The following is a 16,028-nucleotide window of genomic DNA, read 5'->3' as shown; positions in this document are numbered from 1 at the left end:
GGTGGCGGCTCTGACCGTCGATCGAGGGAGAGCCCGTTGTCGCCGTCGCACCGACCAGCCCGTTGGCGCACCGTCGCTGTCGCCCTGAGCCTGGTCATCGGGCTCCCCGGCTGCACCGCGCCCCGGGCGGAGCGGGCGGAACGACCGTCCGCGCGGGTCGAGCAGACTCAGGAGAGCCTGCGCGACGGCGTCGCGTCGGCCACCCCGGACGGACCTCGGCCGGCCTGGTCGGTGTCGGTCCGCCGGCTCGACCAAGAGCTCGGCGAGAGCGGTCAGCTCGTCATCGTCCCCGACGAGCGCGAACTACGGGCGGTGGACCGGGCCACCGGGCAGGAGCGGTGGCGTCATCCGTTCACCACGGGCTACCAGTACGTGATCGCCGGTGGGTCGATCGTGGCCAGTGACAACGACGACGGCGGCATGGAGGTGCTCGACGCGGCCACCGGAGCCACCCGGTGGCGGGCGGACGGGAGCCAGGACGTCGTCGTCCACGAAGAGGTCGTCTACGCCAGGGAATGCGCCGGCACCGGCAGCTCGGCGACCTGCGTGATCACCGGTCGGGAGGTGCAGAACGGTCGCGAACTCTGGAAGCTGCCCGCCGACCGGTTCGCCAGGGTGAGCGACGTGACCCTCGGTGCGCGCACGCCGTACGCGCCGGCCACCGGCCGGTACGTGGTGGTGCGGCTGAGCACGCCGACCCGACCGGCCACCTACACGCCCGTCGCCCCGACCACCGGGCGGGCCGGGGCCGGGCGGTTGCCGAACCGGGCCTGGTACGGCTTCGTCGCCGGTGACCTGCTGGTGAGCACCGACAACGACCCTCCGAAGGGTGACCGGCGCTGCACGGTCAGCGTCACCAGCGTCAACGCGACGACCGGTGTCAGGGGCTGGTCCGGTGCGGTCTACAGCGGCCGCCGGGAGGACGGCGAGTGCGCCAAGCGGCTGGCCCACCACCGAAGCGGGCCGACCCTGATCGGGACCGGCACCCGGCTCGTCGCGGTCACCGCCGACGAACGACCGCAACTCGTCGACCTGCGCACCGGCGGGACGGTGTGGAAGGGTGACGCCGCCGGCGTGCCGATCGACGGTGACGACCGGTCGGTGCTGGTGCGTGGCACCGCCGACACGGGTGCGCTGGCGTTGCTCGATCTCGCCACCGGCGTACCCCGGTGGACCGCGCCGGATCCGGCGCTGGCCGGTACGTCGGCGAGCTGGCGGTCGGCGGTGACCGCGGGGCTGGTGGCGGTCAGCGCGGCCGAGGACGACCGGCCGCAGGTGGTCGTGTACGAGGTGGGCACGGGTCGTCAGCTCGGCCGTTATCCGGGCTGGCTCGCCGGGGCCGGGAAGGACTGGGTCGCGGTCAGCCACTCCGGTGCCGGCGGCCTCGCGGTGGAGCTGCACACCTTCTGACCGGCCGCCGGTGCCGGCCACCGGACCGCGACGTGCCCCGGCGGAATCCGCCGGGGCACTCACCGCACTGCCGCGCTGCGGCCGGCTCGACGGTCCGGGTCAGTCGTCGTCCCCGTCGTCCGAGTCGTCATCGTCGTCGTCCCTGCCGGACCTGTCGTCGTGGTCCGCCTTCTCCTGCTCGGACTTGACGATCGCGCCGCTTTCCCGGTCGACCTCGACCTCGTGTTCGGTGTCGCCGTTGATGATCTCCACGCTCCAGACCGGGCGGCCCTCCTCCTGCTCCCGCTCGATCTCGGTGATCTGGCCCCCGCCGGCCTTGGCCAGGGCGATCTCACCGGCCCGCTGCTGGCTGACCGGGTCGTCGGTGGCCGGTGCGGTGCTGCCCGTCGAGGCGGGCGTGCCGGGCGTCGAGGTGGTGGCGCTCGGCGTGCCGGGCGTTGAGGTGGTGGCGCTCGGCGTGCCGGGCGTTGAGGTGGTGGCGCTCGGCGTGCCGGGCGTTGAGGTGGTGGCGCTCGGCGTGCCGGGCGTCGAGGTGGTAGCGCTCGGGTCCACCGGGGCGGGATCGGTCGTCTCGGCGACGGGGGCGGGGGCAGGGGCCCGTTCCGCGGCGGACACGCCGAGCGCCGTGCCGGTGACGGCGAGGACGGCGGCGCCGCCGACGGCCGCCAGGAGCAGGGATGTGCGCTTCATGATGCGTACCTCCGGAGGTCTCGGTTGTTGCAGTGAGCTTGCTCCGGCGGTGGATAGCGGCGCGCTGTGCCGACGCTAAGCCCCGGTTAAGGCCGGGCCGAGCCGCAGGGTCACCACCGCGCCGCCCTCCGCACCGGCACCCAGGTCGAGCCGGCCGCCGCTCGCCTGCGCGGCACGACGGGCGATGTCCAGACCGAGCCCGGTCGAGCCGGCCCGGCTGGCACCCCGTTCGATCAGGCCGGCCGGTATCCCCGGCCCGGCGTCGCGGACGACCAGGGTGGCGCCGGTCGCCTCCCGGGTCAGCCGGACGGTGAACCCGGTGCCGTCCGGGGTGTGCGCGAAGACGTTGCCCAGCAGGGCGTCCACTGCGGCGGCAAGCTCGTCGGCGGGCACTCCGACCGGCAGCGGCCCGGTGGCGAGGTCGAGGGTGACCGTGCGGCCGGTGTCCTCGGCGAGCACCGACCAGAAGGCGACCCGTTCGCCCACGATCGTGGCGGCGTCGGCGGCGACCGCGCCGGGACCGGTGTCGGTCGGGTCGCTGCGCCAGCGTGCCTGCCGGATCAGGCCGGTGACCGCCCGTTCCAGCGCGTCCACGGCCGACGACACCCGGGCCGCGTCGTCCGGGTCGCGCAGCGACTCCGCCTCCAGCCGCAACGCGGTCAGCGGCGTACGCAGTCGATGTGACAGGTCCGCCACCTGCTCCCGTTCCTCGCGCAGCAGCACCTGGATCCGGGCGGCCAGGTGGTTGAGCGCACCGGCGACCTCGCGCAGCTCCGGTGGGCCGGCGGGCTGGGCGCGGGCGGTGAGCTCGGCGTTGGCCAGCCGGTGCGAGACCGAGGAGAGTTCGGTGATCGGCCGGACCAGGGTGCGGGCCAGCCGGTCGGCGACGGCGAGGCTGAGCAGCACGAGCACGATGCCGAGCGCGGCCAGTACCAGCCAGGCACGGGCCACCCCGGCGGTGATGTCGGACCGGGGGACCACCGTCCGGATCACACCGGTGCCGTCGGCCCGGCCCTGCACGGCGATCACGATCTCCCGACCGCCGTCGAGCTCCGCGGTGAGGCTCTGGCCCCGCGCGGCGAGGGCCACCGCGGCGGTACGCGGCTCCGGCGCGCCGAGCACCGTGCCGTCGGGCAGGAATACGCTGACCGGCCGCCCCGACTCGGCGGTGAGCTGCTCCACGGTCAACCGGATCGTCGCGGTGTCGGCCGTGCCGACCACCGGCACCAGCCCCTGCACATCGGCGGTGGCCCGGACGGTGGCCCGGTCCTCGGCGACGGTGCGCACCAGCAGGGCCAGCGGCACCAGGAAGGCGACCAGGGTCAGGCAGGTGGTCGCCATCACCAGCAGCGCCAGCCGCCGTCTCATCCGTCGTCCCCGATCACGGGCAGGGTTGCCACAGCTAGGCAGGTTAACCGGTCCGACCGGCGTCCGGGCCGGGTCTTAACCTCCACTTATCCTGCTGCCGTGCTCGGCTTAGCGGGCGGTCGGGCATAGTCGGGGCATGGGTCGCCGTACGCTCCTCGCCACCGCCGGCTGGCTGGCCGCCGCCGTGCTCGCCACCCTGATCGGGGTGGCCGCGATCCGGCTGGTCGGGGAGAGCATCACCGGCACGCCCGGCGGGGTGCGAAGCCAGGCCGAGGTCGAGCGGGCCCTGGCGGCTCCGGAACCGACCCCGGTGACGGCGGTGCCGCCGAGCGCGGTGCCCGCCACGCCGTCGTCCCCGTCGGCTGTCTCCGCCACGCCGTCGTCCCCGTCCACGGCACCCGGCCTGCGCCGTAGCTTCTCCACCGCGGGCGGTACGGCGGTCGCCGAGTGCGTGGGGGCCGACGTCCGGCTGGTCACCTGGGCACCGGCGCAGGACTACCGGGTGAAGGACGTCGACCGTGGGCCGGACGACGACGCCGAGGTGACCTTCGCCGGCCCGGCGGGGGAGTTCGAGGTGAAGGTCGGCTGCATCGGCGGCGAGCCGGTGGCCCGTCCGGGTGACGGCGACTGACCTGACGCCCTGCGGGGACTCTCGTCGGGTATCGACCGGCCTCGGACGGGACGGCTAGGCTGCGACCAGGCTCCGTCGACGCAGGGAGACATCGTGTCACGCCGCACCGGTAGGCCCTCTTACCAACTGTCCGCGCCTGCCCCGCGCTCCCGTCGGCTGACCCGGCTCGGCGTGGTCGTGGCGGTCGGGCTCGTCGTCGCTCTCCTGGGCGGCGTCGTGGGCTACACGGTCGGTCGACCGGACGAGGTGGAGTCGTCCATCGCCGACATCCGTCGGGCCGAGACGCAGCGGGACAGCAAGCAGATCGCCGAGCTGACGGCGACGGCCCGCCGCCTGCGGGAGGAGATCTCACCCATTCTCGTCGCCCTCCGGGCGGACGTGCCCGTCGATCGGCAGCCGGGCCCCGAGCAGGCCCGCCAGTGGCAGCAGGTCCTGACGCGGGCGGCGGAGCCGTTCGCCAACCCGCCGTCGGGCACCACCGCCACCAACGTGGCGCGCGGCGGGCTGCGCGGCGCCGTGGAGCAGGCGTCCCTGGCGGTGGAGTCGTACCTCCTCGCGGTCACCGGCCCGGCCAGCCAACGCGCCGCGCTGACGGCTCTGGCGAAACGGCAGGCGGTCCAGGCGGCCACCGCCTGGTCGGTCGCCGCCACCCAGCTCGATCAGGTCAACGTCGATGCCGGTCAGGGCCATCAGCACGTCTATCTGGAAGGGGAGCACGACGACGGTGCGATCACCCCGGACGGCGTGGAGGAGGGCCATGACGAGTGATCCGGGCGAGGCCGGCCGGCTACTCGCCGGTCGTGCCGTCGATCAACTGCCGGGCCACGTCGAGTTGCCCCACGTGCCGCGCGTACTCCTGCACGAGATGGAAGAGGATCCGCTGTAGCGTGGGGGCCTCGGCCGAGGTGTGGAACCGGCCGCCGACCCGGGACCGTCGGTCCAGCGGCACCCCTTCGACGACGGCGTCGACCGCCCGGATCTCCTCCTGGTACCACCGGGTGACGATGTTCAGGGAGTCGTCGGGCGTGACGACCCACTCCTCGCCGTCGGCCGGAAACGGTGACACGTCCTCGGCCGCGAAACCCCACCGCAGCCACCGCCGTTCGACCCCGCCGAGGTGGATCGCGAAGCCATCGCTCCACCATAGGCAGCGGTGGGTCGTACCGCATGTCGGTCCTTCGCGCGGGTCTGCTGCCGCCCCGAACGGCGTGAGCGGGCGCGGACACCAACGGACGAACGTCTGTCGGAGCGGCGTGCGTCGAGTCGTCCCGGCTTTCCTGCGGTGGTCGCTCAGGGCGGGCAGAGATAGGCGGCTGTCCATGATAGAAAGAGTTCGCACGCTACTGCTACGGGGAGGTAACTGTGCGTCGATCCGACCTGCGTCCACATCGCTCTTCAGGCCGCCCGCTCCGCCGGGCCCTGGCCGTCGCACTGGCTGCCAGCTGCGCGGCAGCGGCCCTGGGTGGACCGCCCGCCGCCCAGGCCAGCCCGAGCTGTCCGCAGGGCGCGATCATGAACGTGGTCGCCCACCAGGACGACGACCTGCTCTTCCTCAGCCCGGACCTGCTGCACGACGTGCAGGCCAACCGCTGTGTCCGCACGGTCTTCGTCACGGCGGGCGACGCCGGCCGGGACAGCACCTACTGGGGCGGTCGGGAGACCGGGGCCAAGGTGGCCTACGCCCAGATGGCCGGGGTCGCCAACACCTGGACCCAGGCGGACGCCGGCATCACCGGGCATCCGATCCCGGTCTTCACCCTCACCGGCAAGCCCACCGTCTCGCTGGCCTTCCTCCGGCTTCCCGACGGCTATCCCGGTGGCACGGGCCACCCGAACACCGGCTCGCAGAGCCTGCAGAAGCTCTGGCTCAACGACATCTCCACGATCACGTCGCTGGGCACCGGCTCGTCCAGTTACAGCCGGACCAGTCTGATCAACACCCTCGCCGGGCTGATGGCGGCCTACCAGCCGGACGCCGTCAACACCCAGGACCACGTGGGGAGTTTCGGCGACGGCGACCACAGCGACCACCACGCCGCGGCCTACTTCGCCCAGGCCGCCGAGCAGGCGTACGTCGGCTCGCCCACCTTCACCGGCTACCACGATTACAAGATCAAGAACTATCCGGCGAACCTGGGGTCGACCGACGTCGCCGGCAAGTCCGCGGCCTTCTTCGCCTACGGCCAGTACGACGACGGGGCCTGCACCAGCCTGCCCACCTGCGGCGGCTACGACTACCCGGCTTTCCTCCAGCGGCAGTACAAGGTGCTCGGCCCCAACCTGGCCCGGACGGCGACCGTCACCGCGACCAGCCAGGACACCGGCAGCGGGCAGACGGCGGCCAAGGCGGTCGACGGGGTGGTCGCCGGCTGGCCCGACGACCCGACCCGGGAGTGGGCGACCGTCTCCGGCGGCGTCAACAGCCAGCTCACCCTGAGCTGGTCGAGCCCGCGCACCATCCGCCGGATCGTCCTCTACGACCGGCCCAACCCCTACGACCAGATCACCAGCGGCACCCTGCTGTTCAGCGACGGCACCTCCACGGCGGTCGGCGCCCTCGACAACGGCGGCGGCCCGACCGAGATCATTCTCCCGGCGGCGAAGACGGTGACCAGCGTCAAGCTCACCGTCACCGGGGTCATCAGCTCCACCGTCAACATCGGCCTCGCCGAGATCGAGGTGTTCAACAACACCGGCCCCTGAGACCGAAGCGAGCCGCAGCCCGGTCCGGTGGCGTACCCGCCACCGGGACCGGGCTGCCGCTCAGGAACCGGCCCGGCCGGTGAACGGTGCACCCGGGCACGGTCGGCCGGGCTGCGGCCCGACCGGGTCAGAAGTCGTCGTCGAAGGTGACGCTGCCGCTGACCCCCACCTGGTATGCCGACACCCGCCGCTCGAAGAAGTTCGACAGCTCCTGCACGTCCTGCAGGTCCATGAACGCGAACGGGTTCTGTGCGCCGTAGCGCGGCGCGATGCCGAGCTGGGCGAGCCGCCGGTCGGCCACGTGCTCCAGGTACGCCCGCATGTCCGTCAGCGACAACCCGGAGACGCCCTGTTCGAGCAGGTCCTCGGCGAACTGCACCTCGCACTCGACCGCCTCGGCGAGCATCTCGGTGACCTGCTGCTCCAGTTCGGCGTCGAACAGCTCCGGCTCCTCCCGCCGGACGGTCTCCACCACGTCGAAGGCGAACGCCATGTGCATCGACTCGTCGCGGAACACCCAGTTGGTGCCGGAGGCCAACCCGTTGAGCAGGCCCCGGGACCGAAGGAAGTAGACGTAGGCGAAGGCGCCGTAGAAGAACAGCCCCTCGATGCAGGCGGCGAAGCAGATCAGGTTGAGCAGGAACGCCCGCCGGTCGGCGCGGCTGTTCAGCTCGCGCAGGCCGAAGACCGAGTCGATCCAGCGGAAACAGAACTCGGCCTTGCGCCGGATCGAGGGGATGTTCTCGATGGCGGCGAACGCGGCGAAGCGTTCCTGCTCGTCGGGGACGTACGTGTCGAGCAGGTTCAGGTAGAACTGCACGTGCACGGCTTCCTCGAACAGCTGCCGGGACAGGTAGAGCCGGCCCTCCGGGGAGTTGACGTGCTGGTAGAGGTTGAGCACCAGGTTGTTGGCGACGATGGTGTCGCCGGTGGCGAAGAACGCCACCAGCCGGGACACCAGGTGCCGCTCGGCCGGCGAGAGCCGTTCCAGGTCGGCCAGGTCGGAGTGCAGGTCGACCTCCTCCACCGTCCAGGTGTTCTTGATGGCGTCCTTGAACCTGTCGAAGAAGTGCGGGTAACGCATCGGCCGCAGGGTGAGGTCCATGCCGGGGTCGAGCAGCAGGTGCCGCCCGTCGGTGCGGGGTTCGTCGACGATGGTCACTGGCACGCCTCGCAGCTCTCGGGGTTCTCCAGGGAACAGGCCAGCGCCTCGGCGTCGCCGGCCGCGACGACCGGGGCGACGGTGACGGTGGCCTGCTGGATCCGGGTCGCCGGACGCGACCGCAGGTAGTAGGTGGTCTTCAGGCCGGACTTCCAGGCGTACAGGTACATCGAGGACAGCTTGCCGATGGTCGGCGCGCTCAGGAACAGGTTCAGCGACTGCGACTGGTCGATGTAGGGTGCCCGCGCGGCGGCCAGGTCGACAAGCGCCCGCTGCGGCAGCTCCCACGCGGTGCGGAACAGCTCCCGCACCTCGGCGGGCAGGTCGACGATCCCCTGCACCGACCCCTCGGCCCGCTTGATCTGGTCGCGGATCTCCGGCGTCCACAGCCCGCGCGCCTTCAGCTCCCGCACCAGGTAGGTGTTGATCTGGAGGAACTCGCCGGACATGGTCTCGCGCTTGAACAGGTTGGACACCTGCGGTTCGATGCACTCGTAGCAGCCGGCGATCGACGCGATGGTGGCGGTCGGGGCGATCGCGACGAGCAGCGAGTTGCGCAGCCCGTGCGCCGCGATCCGGGCACGCAGCGCGGCCCACCGCGCGACCTGGGTGGGTTCGACCCCCCACAGGTCCGGGTGCAGGTCACCCCGGGCCGCCCGGGTCTCGTGGTATGCCGGGTGCGTGCCGAACCGTTCGGCGAGGCCGGTCGACGTCTCCAACGCGGTCAGGAAGATCTCCTCCTGCACCCGGGTGGACAGCTCCCTGGCCTCGACCGAGTCGAACGGCAGGCGCAGCGCGAAGAACGCGTCCTGCAGGCCCATCAGCCCCAGCCCGACCGGTCGCCAGCGCGGGTTCGACGCCGCCGCCTGCGCGGCCGGGTAGTAGTTGATGTCGATCACCCGGTCCAGGAACACCACAGCCGTACGCACCGTGGCGCGCAGCTTCTCCCAGTCGACGCCGTCCCCGGCCAGGTGCGCGCCGAGGTTGACCGACCCGAGATTGCAGACCGCCGTCTCGGTGTCGCTGTTCACCTCGAGGATCTCGGTGCACAGGTTGGACAGGTGGATCGTGTTGCCCGGGGCGCCGGTCTGGTTGGACAGCCGGTTGGCCGCGTCCTTGAACGTCATCCACCCGTTGCCGGTCTGCGCCAGGGTGCGCATCATCCGCCCGTACAGGTCCCGGGCCCTGACCGTCCGGATGGCCTTCTTCTCCGCGACCCGGTACGCGGCGTCGAACTCCTCGCCGTACAGGTCGGGCAGCTCCGGGGCGTCCGACGGGTCGATCAACGACCAGTCGGCGTCGGCTTCGACCCGGCGCATGAACTCGTCCGGAATCCAGTTGGCCAGGTTGAGATTGTGGGTACGCCGGGCCTCTTCGCCGGTGTTGTCCCGCAGCTCCAGGAACTCCTCGACGTCCGGATGCCACGGCTCCAGATAGACGCAGGCGGCCCCCTTGCGCCGGCCGCCCTGGTTGACCGCCGCCACCCCGGCGTCGAGGGTCTTGAGGAACGGCACGATCCCGTTCGACCGGCCGTTGGTGCCCCGGATCAACGCGCCCCGGCCACGTACCCGCGACCAGGAGATGCCGATGCCGCCGGAGAACTTGGACAGCTTCGCCACCTGGTGGTAGCGCTCGTAGATCGAGTCGAGCTCGTCGCGGGGCGAGTCGACCAGGAAACACGACGACATCTGCGTGTGCCGGGTGCCGGAGTTGAACAACGTGGGGGAACTCGGCAGGTAGGCAAGCGACGACATCAACCGGTAGAACCCGACCGCCTCGTCGGGCGTGGTGGACAGCCCGCAGGCCACCCGCAGCAGCCAGTACTGCGGGGTCTCCACCACCAGCCGCGACTCGGGGTGCCGCAGCAGGTACCGGTCGGCGACCGTGCGCAGTCCGAAGTACTCGAACCGCAGGTCACCCGCCGGGTCGACCGCGTCGTCGAGGGTGCGGGCGTTGCGGGCCACGAACGCGGCGGTGTCGTCGGAGATCAGGCCGAGGCCGTGGGCGTACCGGATGGACTGGCTGAAGCTCGCCACCGCCTGCCCGCGGACCTCCTGCTCCACGTAGCCGGCCAGCAGCCGGGCCGCCAGCCGGGAGTACTGCGGTTCGGTGCCGATCAGCTCCGCCGCCGTCTGGATCGACAGCTTGTCCAGCTCGGCAGTGGTCGCCCCGTCGTAGAGGCCGCTTATCGTCTTGGTCGCCACCCGCAGCGGGTCCACCTCGTCCAGGTCGGCGGCCCACCGCTCGACCGCCTTGACGATCTTGTTGACGTCCACCGGCTCGGTGTCGCCGTTGCGCTTGCGTACCCGCATCGCCGGCCGGCGTGGCTCCGCGCCGTCGGCCTCGGACGGGGGGCTCTCCGCTACGTTCGTCATGACCTCTCCTCGCTGTCACCGATGGCCCTCGGACGCGGGAGAACGCCAACGGGCGCGGCGCGGCGGCCGGCCCGGTTGCTGGCGTCGGTCGTCCCGCGCGACCTCCGACCGCCGCACGCAGCAGCGCACGGCGCACTGGCAGGTCTTCGGACTCGCGGGCCTGACCGGGTTCCACCGGTCGCCTACTGGCCGTCGCTTCCCAGACCTCGCGGCCCAGTGCTCGATGACGGCGGTCGTTCCCACTCACCGCTGCGGGGCAGTCCCGGATTTACACCGGGTTCCCTGTTGCCTCGACCGGGCCGTTCAGGCCCGGTCGAACCAGCTGCGTGGGACACCATATATGGCGTCCCCTGGGGAGAAGCAACACTAGATGTCGCGTCGGCGTGTCGGATCACTCTCACCCGCCCGGCCGGTCGCGCGCAGTGACGCCAGCAGCCGTAGCCGGTCGGCGTCGGGGCTGCCCGGCGCGGCGGTGAAGACCAGCATGACCGGGCCGGGGTTGCCGGGCAGCGGGTAGGTGTCCCAGTCCAGGACGATGTCACCGACCTCGGGGACCTCGAAGGTCTTGGTGCCGCTGACCGAAGCGCGCACGTCGTGCCGGGCCCACAGCCGTCGGAACTCGGCGCTGCGGATGCTCAGCTCGCCGACGATCGCGGTGGCCCGGGGGTGGGTGGGGTCCGTGGCGACGGCGGCACGCATCATGCCGATGTAGTCCATGGCCTGCTGTTCCCACGCCGCGCAGCGCCGCGACGCGGTCGTCGGGTCGTCGAACATCAGCAGGAGCATGTTGAGCCGGTCGGGCGGGTAGCCCTCCGGGTCGCCGAGCAGCGCCGTCGCCCACGGGTTCCAGGCGAGCAGGTCGAGGTGTCGGCCGAGCACGACCGCCGGGGTGTCCAGCACCAGCAGCAGCCGTCGGGTGCTCTCCGGCACCCGCTCCGGGCCGGGGTCCACCCGGACGGGCACCGGCCGGCGGGCGGCGCGGGCCAGGGTGAACAGGTGCCGGCGTTCCTCGTCGTCGAGGCCGAGCGCGCCGGCGAGCGCGTCCAACACGTCGTCGGACGGGCGGACCTCGCGGCCCTGCTCCATCCGCTGGTAGTAGTCGGTGCTCAACCCGGACAGCAGGGCCAGTTCCTCACGCCGCAACCCGGTGACCTTACGTCGGCCGCCCGGCTCCAGGCCGACGTCGCGGGGGTGCAGCCGGCCGCGCCGGGCGCGCAGGAAATCGCCGAGTTCGCGGGCGTACGGATGGGTCATGCCGCAAGTGTGTCGCGGCCCGGACGGGTGAAGGTAGGTCCGGCAGACCTGGGCAACCGGGAACGACCGATCCGGCCCGGATTGCTCCTAACGTCGTCGCTCCACCCCGATCTCCCAGGAGCAGCAGATGACCGGATGGACCGCCGCCCACATCCCCGACCAGCACGGCCGTACCGCCGTCGTGACCGGCGCGAACTCGGGCCTCGGCCTGGTCACCGCCACCGCACTGGCCCGCCACGGCGCGCACGTCGTGCTCGCCGTCCGCAACACCGCCGCCGGGGAGCAGGCCGCCCGCCGGATGGACGGCGACGTCGAGGTACGCGAGCTGGACCTGGCCTCCCTCGCCTCGGTACGGGCGTTCGCGGCGAAGCTGACAGTCGATCATCCGGTGCTCGACCTGCTGGTCAACAACGCCGGTGCGGTGCTGCTCGGCCCGCGCCGCACCACGCCCGACGGCTTCGAGGCGCACCTCGGCACCAACCTGCTGGGCCACTTCGCGCTGACCGGCCTGCTGCTCGGCAACCTGGCGGCGGCGCGGGCGGCCCGGGTGGTGAGTCTCAGCTCGATCACCCACCGGAGCGCACACCTGGACTTCGCCGACCTGATGTTCGAACGTGGCTACCGGGCCGCCGCCGCCTACGGCCGGTCCAAGCTCGCCACCACCGTCTTCGGTGTCGAGCTGGACCGCCGACTGCGCGCCACCGGATCACCTGTCCTCAGCACGCTGGCCCACCCCGGCGTCACCCGCACCAACCTGACTCCCCGGGCGTGGGAACACCGGGGCCGGCGGGGCCGGGTGATCGCGTGGCTCGGCCTGCTGGCCACCCAGCCGGTGGAGCGGGGCGCGCTGCCGCAGTTGCGTGCCGCCACCGACCCCGGGGTACGGGGCGGCCAGTTCTTCGGTCCGTCCCGGCTCGGGGAGACATGGGGACCGGTCGCCGAGGCCCGGCTCAGCCGGGAGGCCGCCGATCCCGCCGTCGGCCGTCGGCTCTGGACGGCGGCCGAGGAACTGACAGGCGTCAGCTGTCTCTGACGTCGGGGCGCACTAGCATGGCTGCGGTCGGTGACGGCGGTGGAGACGAGGCGACATGGGATGGCTCGGGCGGGTACTGGGCGGCGGGGGCCGGCAGGTCCAGGACGATCCGGTCCGGCAGGCGGCGCTGTTGACCGAGGTGCGGCAGCGGTACGGCGCTCACCTGGCGGTCCGGTCGGCCGAACAGGTGGCGGAGATCGTCCGCCGGCTCGACGACGGCGACGGAGCGGCGGTGGCGGCCGCGATCGTCGGTGAGTTCGCCGACGCGGCCCATGCGGACCTGCTGGCCCAGACGGCGGAGCTGTACCGGCGTGGCGGTCACCGGTTCCCGGTCGACCGCCGCAACTACCGACCACTGTGGCGGGCGGCCGGTGCCCAACTGCACTGGCCGCTGTTCGCGCTGCCGGGCGGCCTCCACCCGTACGTGCACGTCACCGCCGCCGCCACGGTCATCGGTGGTCGGGCCCCGCAGTTCGTCCGGGCGACCGACCCCCACCCGCTGCTCGCCTGCCTGTTCGAGGTGCTCGACCTCACCACCTGCGGCTGGGAGTACGGCCGGGTACGGGTCGACCACGACGGCGCGTCGCTGGTCGGTCGACTGATCTCGACCGCCCGGGACGTCCGGGCGGCGATGAAGGAGCCACCGTCGCTGCCGCCGTCGACCCGGGAACTCATGCGCAGCAACCGGACCGTCAACGTCTTCGACCTCACCGGTGACCGGGTGGTCGGCACGATCAACGTGGGCGCGGAGCTGCGACCGGCGCTGCTGACCTGACGCCGCCATCCCCGGACCACGGGTCAGGAGCGGGCCGGGACGACGATCGGTAGTCGGACGGTGAAGGTGCTGCCCTGACCCAGGACGCTCTCGACGTCGATGGTGCCGTCGTGCGCCTCGGCGAGCTTGCGCGCGATGGACAGGCCGAGCCCGCTGCCGCCGGTGCTGCGGGCCCGGGAGTCGTCGGCCCGCCAGAACCTGTCGAAGATCCTGGCCTGGTCGGCGGGGTCGATGCCGGTTCCGGTGTCGGACACCGCGATGGCCAACTGGTCGTCGCGCACGGCGCAGTGCACGACGACCGAGCCGCCCGGGGTGGTGTGCCGGACCGCGTTGGCGACGATGTTGCCGACGATCTGGCGCAGTCGGGCGCCGTCGACCGCCATCTCCAGGTCGGTGCCCACCGAGGTGCGCAGCCGTACCCCGGCGGCCTCGGCGGCGCCCCGGTGCGCCTCGACGACCTGCTCCAGCAGGTCGGCCACGAAGTACGGCTCGCGGTGGATGCGTAGGTCGCCGGCGTCGGCGGCGGCCAGGTCCCGCAGGTCGTCGATGATGTGCTGCAGCAGCAGCGCCTCGTCGAGCAGCAGGGTGAGCAGTTGGGTGTCGAGCTGCGCCAGACCGTCCTGGGCGGCCTCCAGCCAACTGCGCATGTTGGTCAGCGGGGTGCGCAACTCGTGCGCCACGTCGCTGACCATGTTCCGGCGCAGCGCCTCGGTCTGTTCGCGCCGGGCGGCGAGGTCGTTCAGCGCGGTGGCCAGCAGGCCGATCTCGTCGCGGGTGGTCACCGGCACCCGGGCCGGTTCGGCCATCGGCTGCCGGGTGGCGTCGGTGAGCGCCCGCAGCGGTCGGACCAGCCGCCGCCCGACCAGCACGGTGATCAGCACGGTGGCCACCAGCACCGTTCCGGTCACCTGGGCGATGCGCACCACGTTCGCCCGGGACAGGTTGAACACCGGCTCGGCGCCACCCTGGGCCTCGTCGGTCACGAACAGCAACGCCGGTGGCGCCACGTACGCGCGCAGTTGGGCCGTGCGCGCCTTCTGCAGGCAGCCGTCGACCTGCTTGTCGAAGCCGGAGTCACGGCTGCGTACCGCGGTACGGTCCGCCCTGATCTCGACCCGGGTCGGTGCTCCGAGCTCGCGGAGGCAGCTCTTGGTCAGGGTCTCCAGTTGGGTGATCCCGTCGGCCTCGCTCGGCAACGGCTCCGTCAGCTCCGCAGGCAGGCAGAACTCGACGATGCCGCGGTCTCTCGCGTCGGTCACCTGCACCGAGGCCCGTCCGGTCGGACCGACCACCACCCTCGCGTCCGCCGTGGATTCGGCCTGGACGCAGCCGAGCTGCCGGGTGGCCAGGTCCCGGGTGGTGGTGCTCTCCCGCTTGGTCAGCCGGTACGGCCCGACCGCGCGTGGATCGGTGCGCTCGGTCCCGCCGGTCAGGCCCAGGTCCACCTGCAACGGGTCGACGGTCGCCGACGGTCGGGCCGTCTGCAACGACGGGCCGTCCGGCGCGGAGTCGGCGATCACCTGCCGGTCCGGGGTCATCAGGGTGATCCGGCGTTCGAGCCGGTCGGCCCGCCCGGCGAGCACCGCCTCCACGCCAGTCCAGTCCCGGTGGGTGGCGGCGTGGGTCAACAGCGTGTCGTAGATGCTCTTGTCGTCGGCGAGCGAGCGACCCTGTTCCTGTCGGATCGCCCGGGTGGTCGACTGCACGGCCAGCCAGGTCGTGGCCAGGATCGCGCAGACCGCCACCAGCAGCGAGGTGGCCAGCAGCCGCACCACCAGGCTGCGGTGCAGGGGGACCCGTTGCCGCTTCACGACGTGCCGGCACCCAGCTTGTAACCGACGCCGTAGACGGTCAGCAGCTGCTGCGGCCGGCGGGGGTTGGCCTCGATCTTGCGGCGCAGGTTCATCACGTGGACGTCGATGGTGCGCCCGGTCGACTCCCGGTCGACGCCCCGGGTGTGTTCCAGCAGTTGACCACGGCTGAACACCCGACCGGGCTGACGGATCATCGCGGCGAGGATGGCGAACTCGCCGGCCGTGCAGTCGACCGGGGCATCCCCCGCGGTGACCAGGCGGCGGGCCTCGTCGACGGTGAGCCGCCCGAGCCGGTGCACCGGCGACTGCTGGGGTGCGGTCCGGACCCGACGCAGCAGCGTCCGGATCCGGGCGACCAACTCGCGCGGGCTGTACGGCTTGGTCATGTAGTCGTCGGCGCCCAGATCCAGCCCGCGCAGCAGGTCGTCCTCGGCCGACCGCGCGGTCAGCATCAGCACCGGCACGTCCGACTCCTGGCGGATCATCCGGCAGACCTGCATGCCGTCCAGTTTCGGCAGCATCACGTCGAGCAGGAGGAGGTCGAACGGCTGTTCCCGGGCCTGGCGCAGGGCCGTCTCACCGTCGGCCACGATCGTCGCCCGGTGACCCGCCGCGACGAGGTACCGGCGCAGCGCCTCGGCCTGCCGCTCGTCGTCCTCCGCGAGCATCACGTGTGCGCACATGGTGGGGAATATAGAGCAGGTCACCGGGGTGCGAATCCTGCGAAAGGTGGTGACACCGGGTGTCCTCCGGTCCTTCCGCAGTTCGGTGGACGGGTGGGGTGGGGACCCGGCGACCGTGAGAAGAAGGTCA

14 protein-coding genes and 1 riboswitch are annotated in these 16,028 nt (G+C 72.2%); of the genes, 6 read left to right on the top strand and 8 right to left on the bottom strand.

From position 1 onward, the window contains the following. Positions 1-36 precede the first annotated feature (36 nt). Positions 37-1,410 carry an outer membrane protein assembly factor BamB family protein gene (locus OHQ87_RS12915; RefSeq protein WP_328348174.1) on the top strand — a complete coding sequence of 458 codons (1,374 nt, stop codon included), beginning with the start codon at positions 37-39 and terminating at the stop codon, positions 1,408-1,410. 99 nt (positions 1,411-1,509) lie between these two features. On the opposite strand, the gene OHQ87_RS12910 is transcribed toward OHQ87_RS12915, so the two are convergent. Together OHQ87_RS12910 and OHQ87_RS12905 are read right to left on the bottom strand one after the other, a co-directional pair. After that, positions 1,510-2,100: a PepSY domain-containing protein gene (locus tag OHQ87_RS12910; protein ID WP_328348172.1), complete on the bottom strand. Its 591-nt coding sequence runs from the start codon at positions 2,098-2,100 to the stop codon at positions 1,510-1,512. A 75-nt stretch (positions 2,101-2,175) separates the two neighbouring features. Further along, on the bottom strand, positions 2,176-3,468 hold the full coding sequence (locus OHQ87_RS12905) for a sensor histidine kinase (protein ID WP_328348170.1): 1,293 nt from the start codon (positions 3,466-3,468) through the stop codon (positions 2,176-2,178). A 136-nt stretch (positions 3,469-3,604) separates the two neighbouring features. Here OHQ87_RS12905 and OHQ87_RS12900 point away from each other — a divergent pair, with 136 nt between their 5' ends. Further along, a complete protein-coding gene (locus tag OHQ87_RS12900; protein WP_328348168.1) occupies positions 3,605-4,099 on the top strand; it encodes a septum formation initiator in 495 nt (164 codons plus the stop codon). 93 nt (positions 4,100-4,192) lie between these two features. Next, positions 4,193-4,867 (top strand): hypothetical protein, encoded by a 675-nt coding sequence (locus tag OHQ87_RS12895; RefSeq protein WP_328348166.1) that lies wholly within the window; start codon positions 4,193-4,195, stop codon positions 4,865-4,867. A gap of 19 nt (positions 4,868-4,886) precedes the next feature. Here OHQ87_RS12895 and OHQ87_RS12890 read toward each other — a convergent pair whose 3' ends face one another. Next, complete coding sequence (locus OHQ87_RS12890) at positions 4,887-5,420, bottom strand: mycothiol transferase (RefSeq protein ID WP_328348164.1); 534 nt, start codon at positions 5,418-5,420, stop codon at positions 4,887-4,889. 191 nt (positions 5,421-5,611) lie between these two features. On the opposite strand from OHQ87_RS12890, the gene OHQ87_RS12885 reads away from it, so the two are divergent. Next, positions 5,612-6,802 (top strand): PIG-L family deacetylase, encoded by a 1,191-nt coding sequence (locus tag OHQ87_RS12885; RefSeq protein WP_328348162.1) that lies wholly within the window; start codon positions 5,612-5,614, stop codon positions 6,800-6,802. 127 nt (positions 6,803-6,929) lie between these two features. On the opposite strand, the gene OHQ87_RS12880 is transcribed toward OHQ87_RS12885, so the two are convergent. From OHQ87_RS12880 to OHQ87_RS12870, 3 genes are all read right to left on the bottom strand, one after another. Continuing rightward, the gene (locus OHQ87_RS12880) at positions 6,930-7,907 is read right to left on the bottom strand and encodes a ribonucleotide-diphosphate reductase subunit beta (protein WP_328348830.1); all 978 of its coding nucleotides are present in this window, start codon (positions 7,905-7,907) and stop codon (positions 6,930-6,932) included. A gap of 53 nt (positions 7,908-7,960) precedes the next feature. Then, complete coding sequence (locus OHQ87_RS12875; protein WP_328348160.1) at positions 7,961-10,339, bottom strand: ribonucleoside-diphosphate reductase subunit alpha; 2,379 nt, start codon at positions 10,337-10,339, stop codon at positions 7,961-7,963. A 119-nt stretch (positions 10,340-10,458) separates the two neighbouring features. Further along, positions 10,459-10,679, bottom strand: a riboswitch (cobalamin riboswitch). Between the two features lie 26 nt (positions 10,680-10,705). Further along, positions 10,706-11,593, bottom strand: coding sequence for a helix-turn-helix transcriptional regulator (locus OHQ87_RS12870; protein WP_328348158.1), 888 nt, complete (start codon positions 11,591-11,593; stop codon positions 10,706-10,708). 127 nt (positions 11,594-11,720) lie between these two features. Between OHQ87_RS12870 and OHQ87_RS12865 the strand changes: the two genes are divergently transcribed. Together OHQ87_RS12865 and OHQ87_RS12860 are read left to right on the top strand one after the other, a co-directional pair. Further along, positions 11,721-12,626 (top strand): oxidoreductase, encoded by a 906-nt coding sequence (locus OHQ87_RS12865; protein WP_328348156.1) that lies wholly within the window; start codon positions 11,721-11,723, stop codon positions 12,624-12,626. A 55-nt stretch (positions 12,627-12,681) separates the two neighbouring features. Next, positions 12,682-13,401, top strand: a complete 720-nt coding sequence (locus OHQ87_RS12860; RefSeq protein ID WP_328348154.1) for a hypothetical protein — start codon at positions 12,682-12,684, stop codon at positions 13,399-13,401. Between the two features lie 23 nt (positions 13,402-13,424). Here the strand turns inward: OHQ87_RS12860 and OHQ87_RS12855 are convergent, their stop codons facing one another. Both OHQ87_RS12855 and OHQ87_RS12850 read right to left on the bottom strand, forming a co-directional pair. Beyond that, entirely contained in the window at positions 13,425-15,212 is a 1,788-nt protein-coding gene (locus OHQ87_RS12855; protein WP_328348152.1) for a sensor histidine kinase, read from the bottom strand. Continuing rightward, positions 15,209-15,898, bottom strand: coding sequence for a response regulator transcription factor (locus OHQ87_RS12850; RefSeq protein ID WP_328348150.1), 690 nt, complete (start codon positions 15,896-15,898; stop codon positions 15,209-15,211). Before OHQ87_RS12850 ends, OHQ87_RS12855 begins: the two co-directional genes overlap by 4 nt. Positions 15,899-16,028: the final 130 nt, after the last annotated feature.

Source organism: Micromonospora sp. NBC_00421 (assembly GCF_036017915.1).
In the GTDB taxonomy this organism is placed as follows: domain Bacteria; phylum Actinomycetota; class Actinomycetes; order Mycobacteriales; family Micromonosporaceae; genus Micromonospora.
The sequence above is the reverse complement of the archived record's forward strand: the minus strand, read 5'-3'. Positions and strand labels throughout refer to the sequence as shown.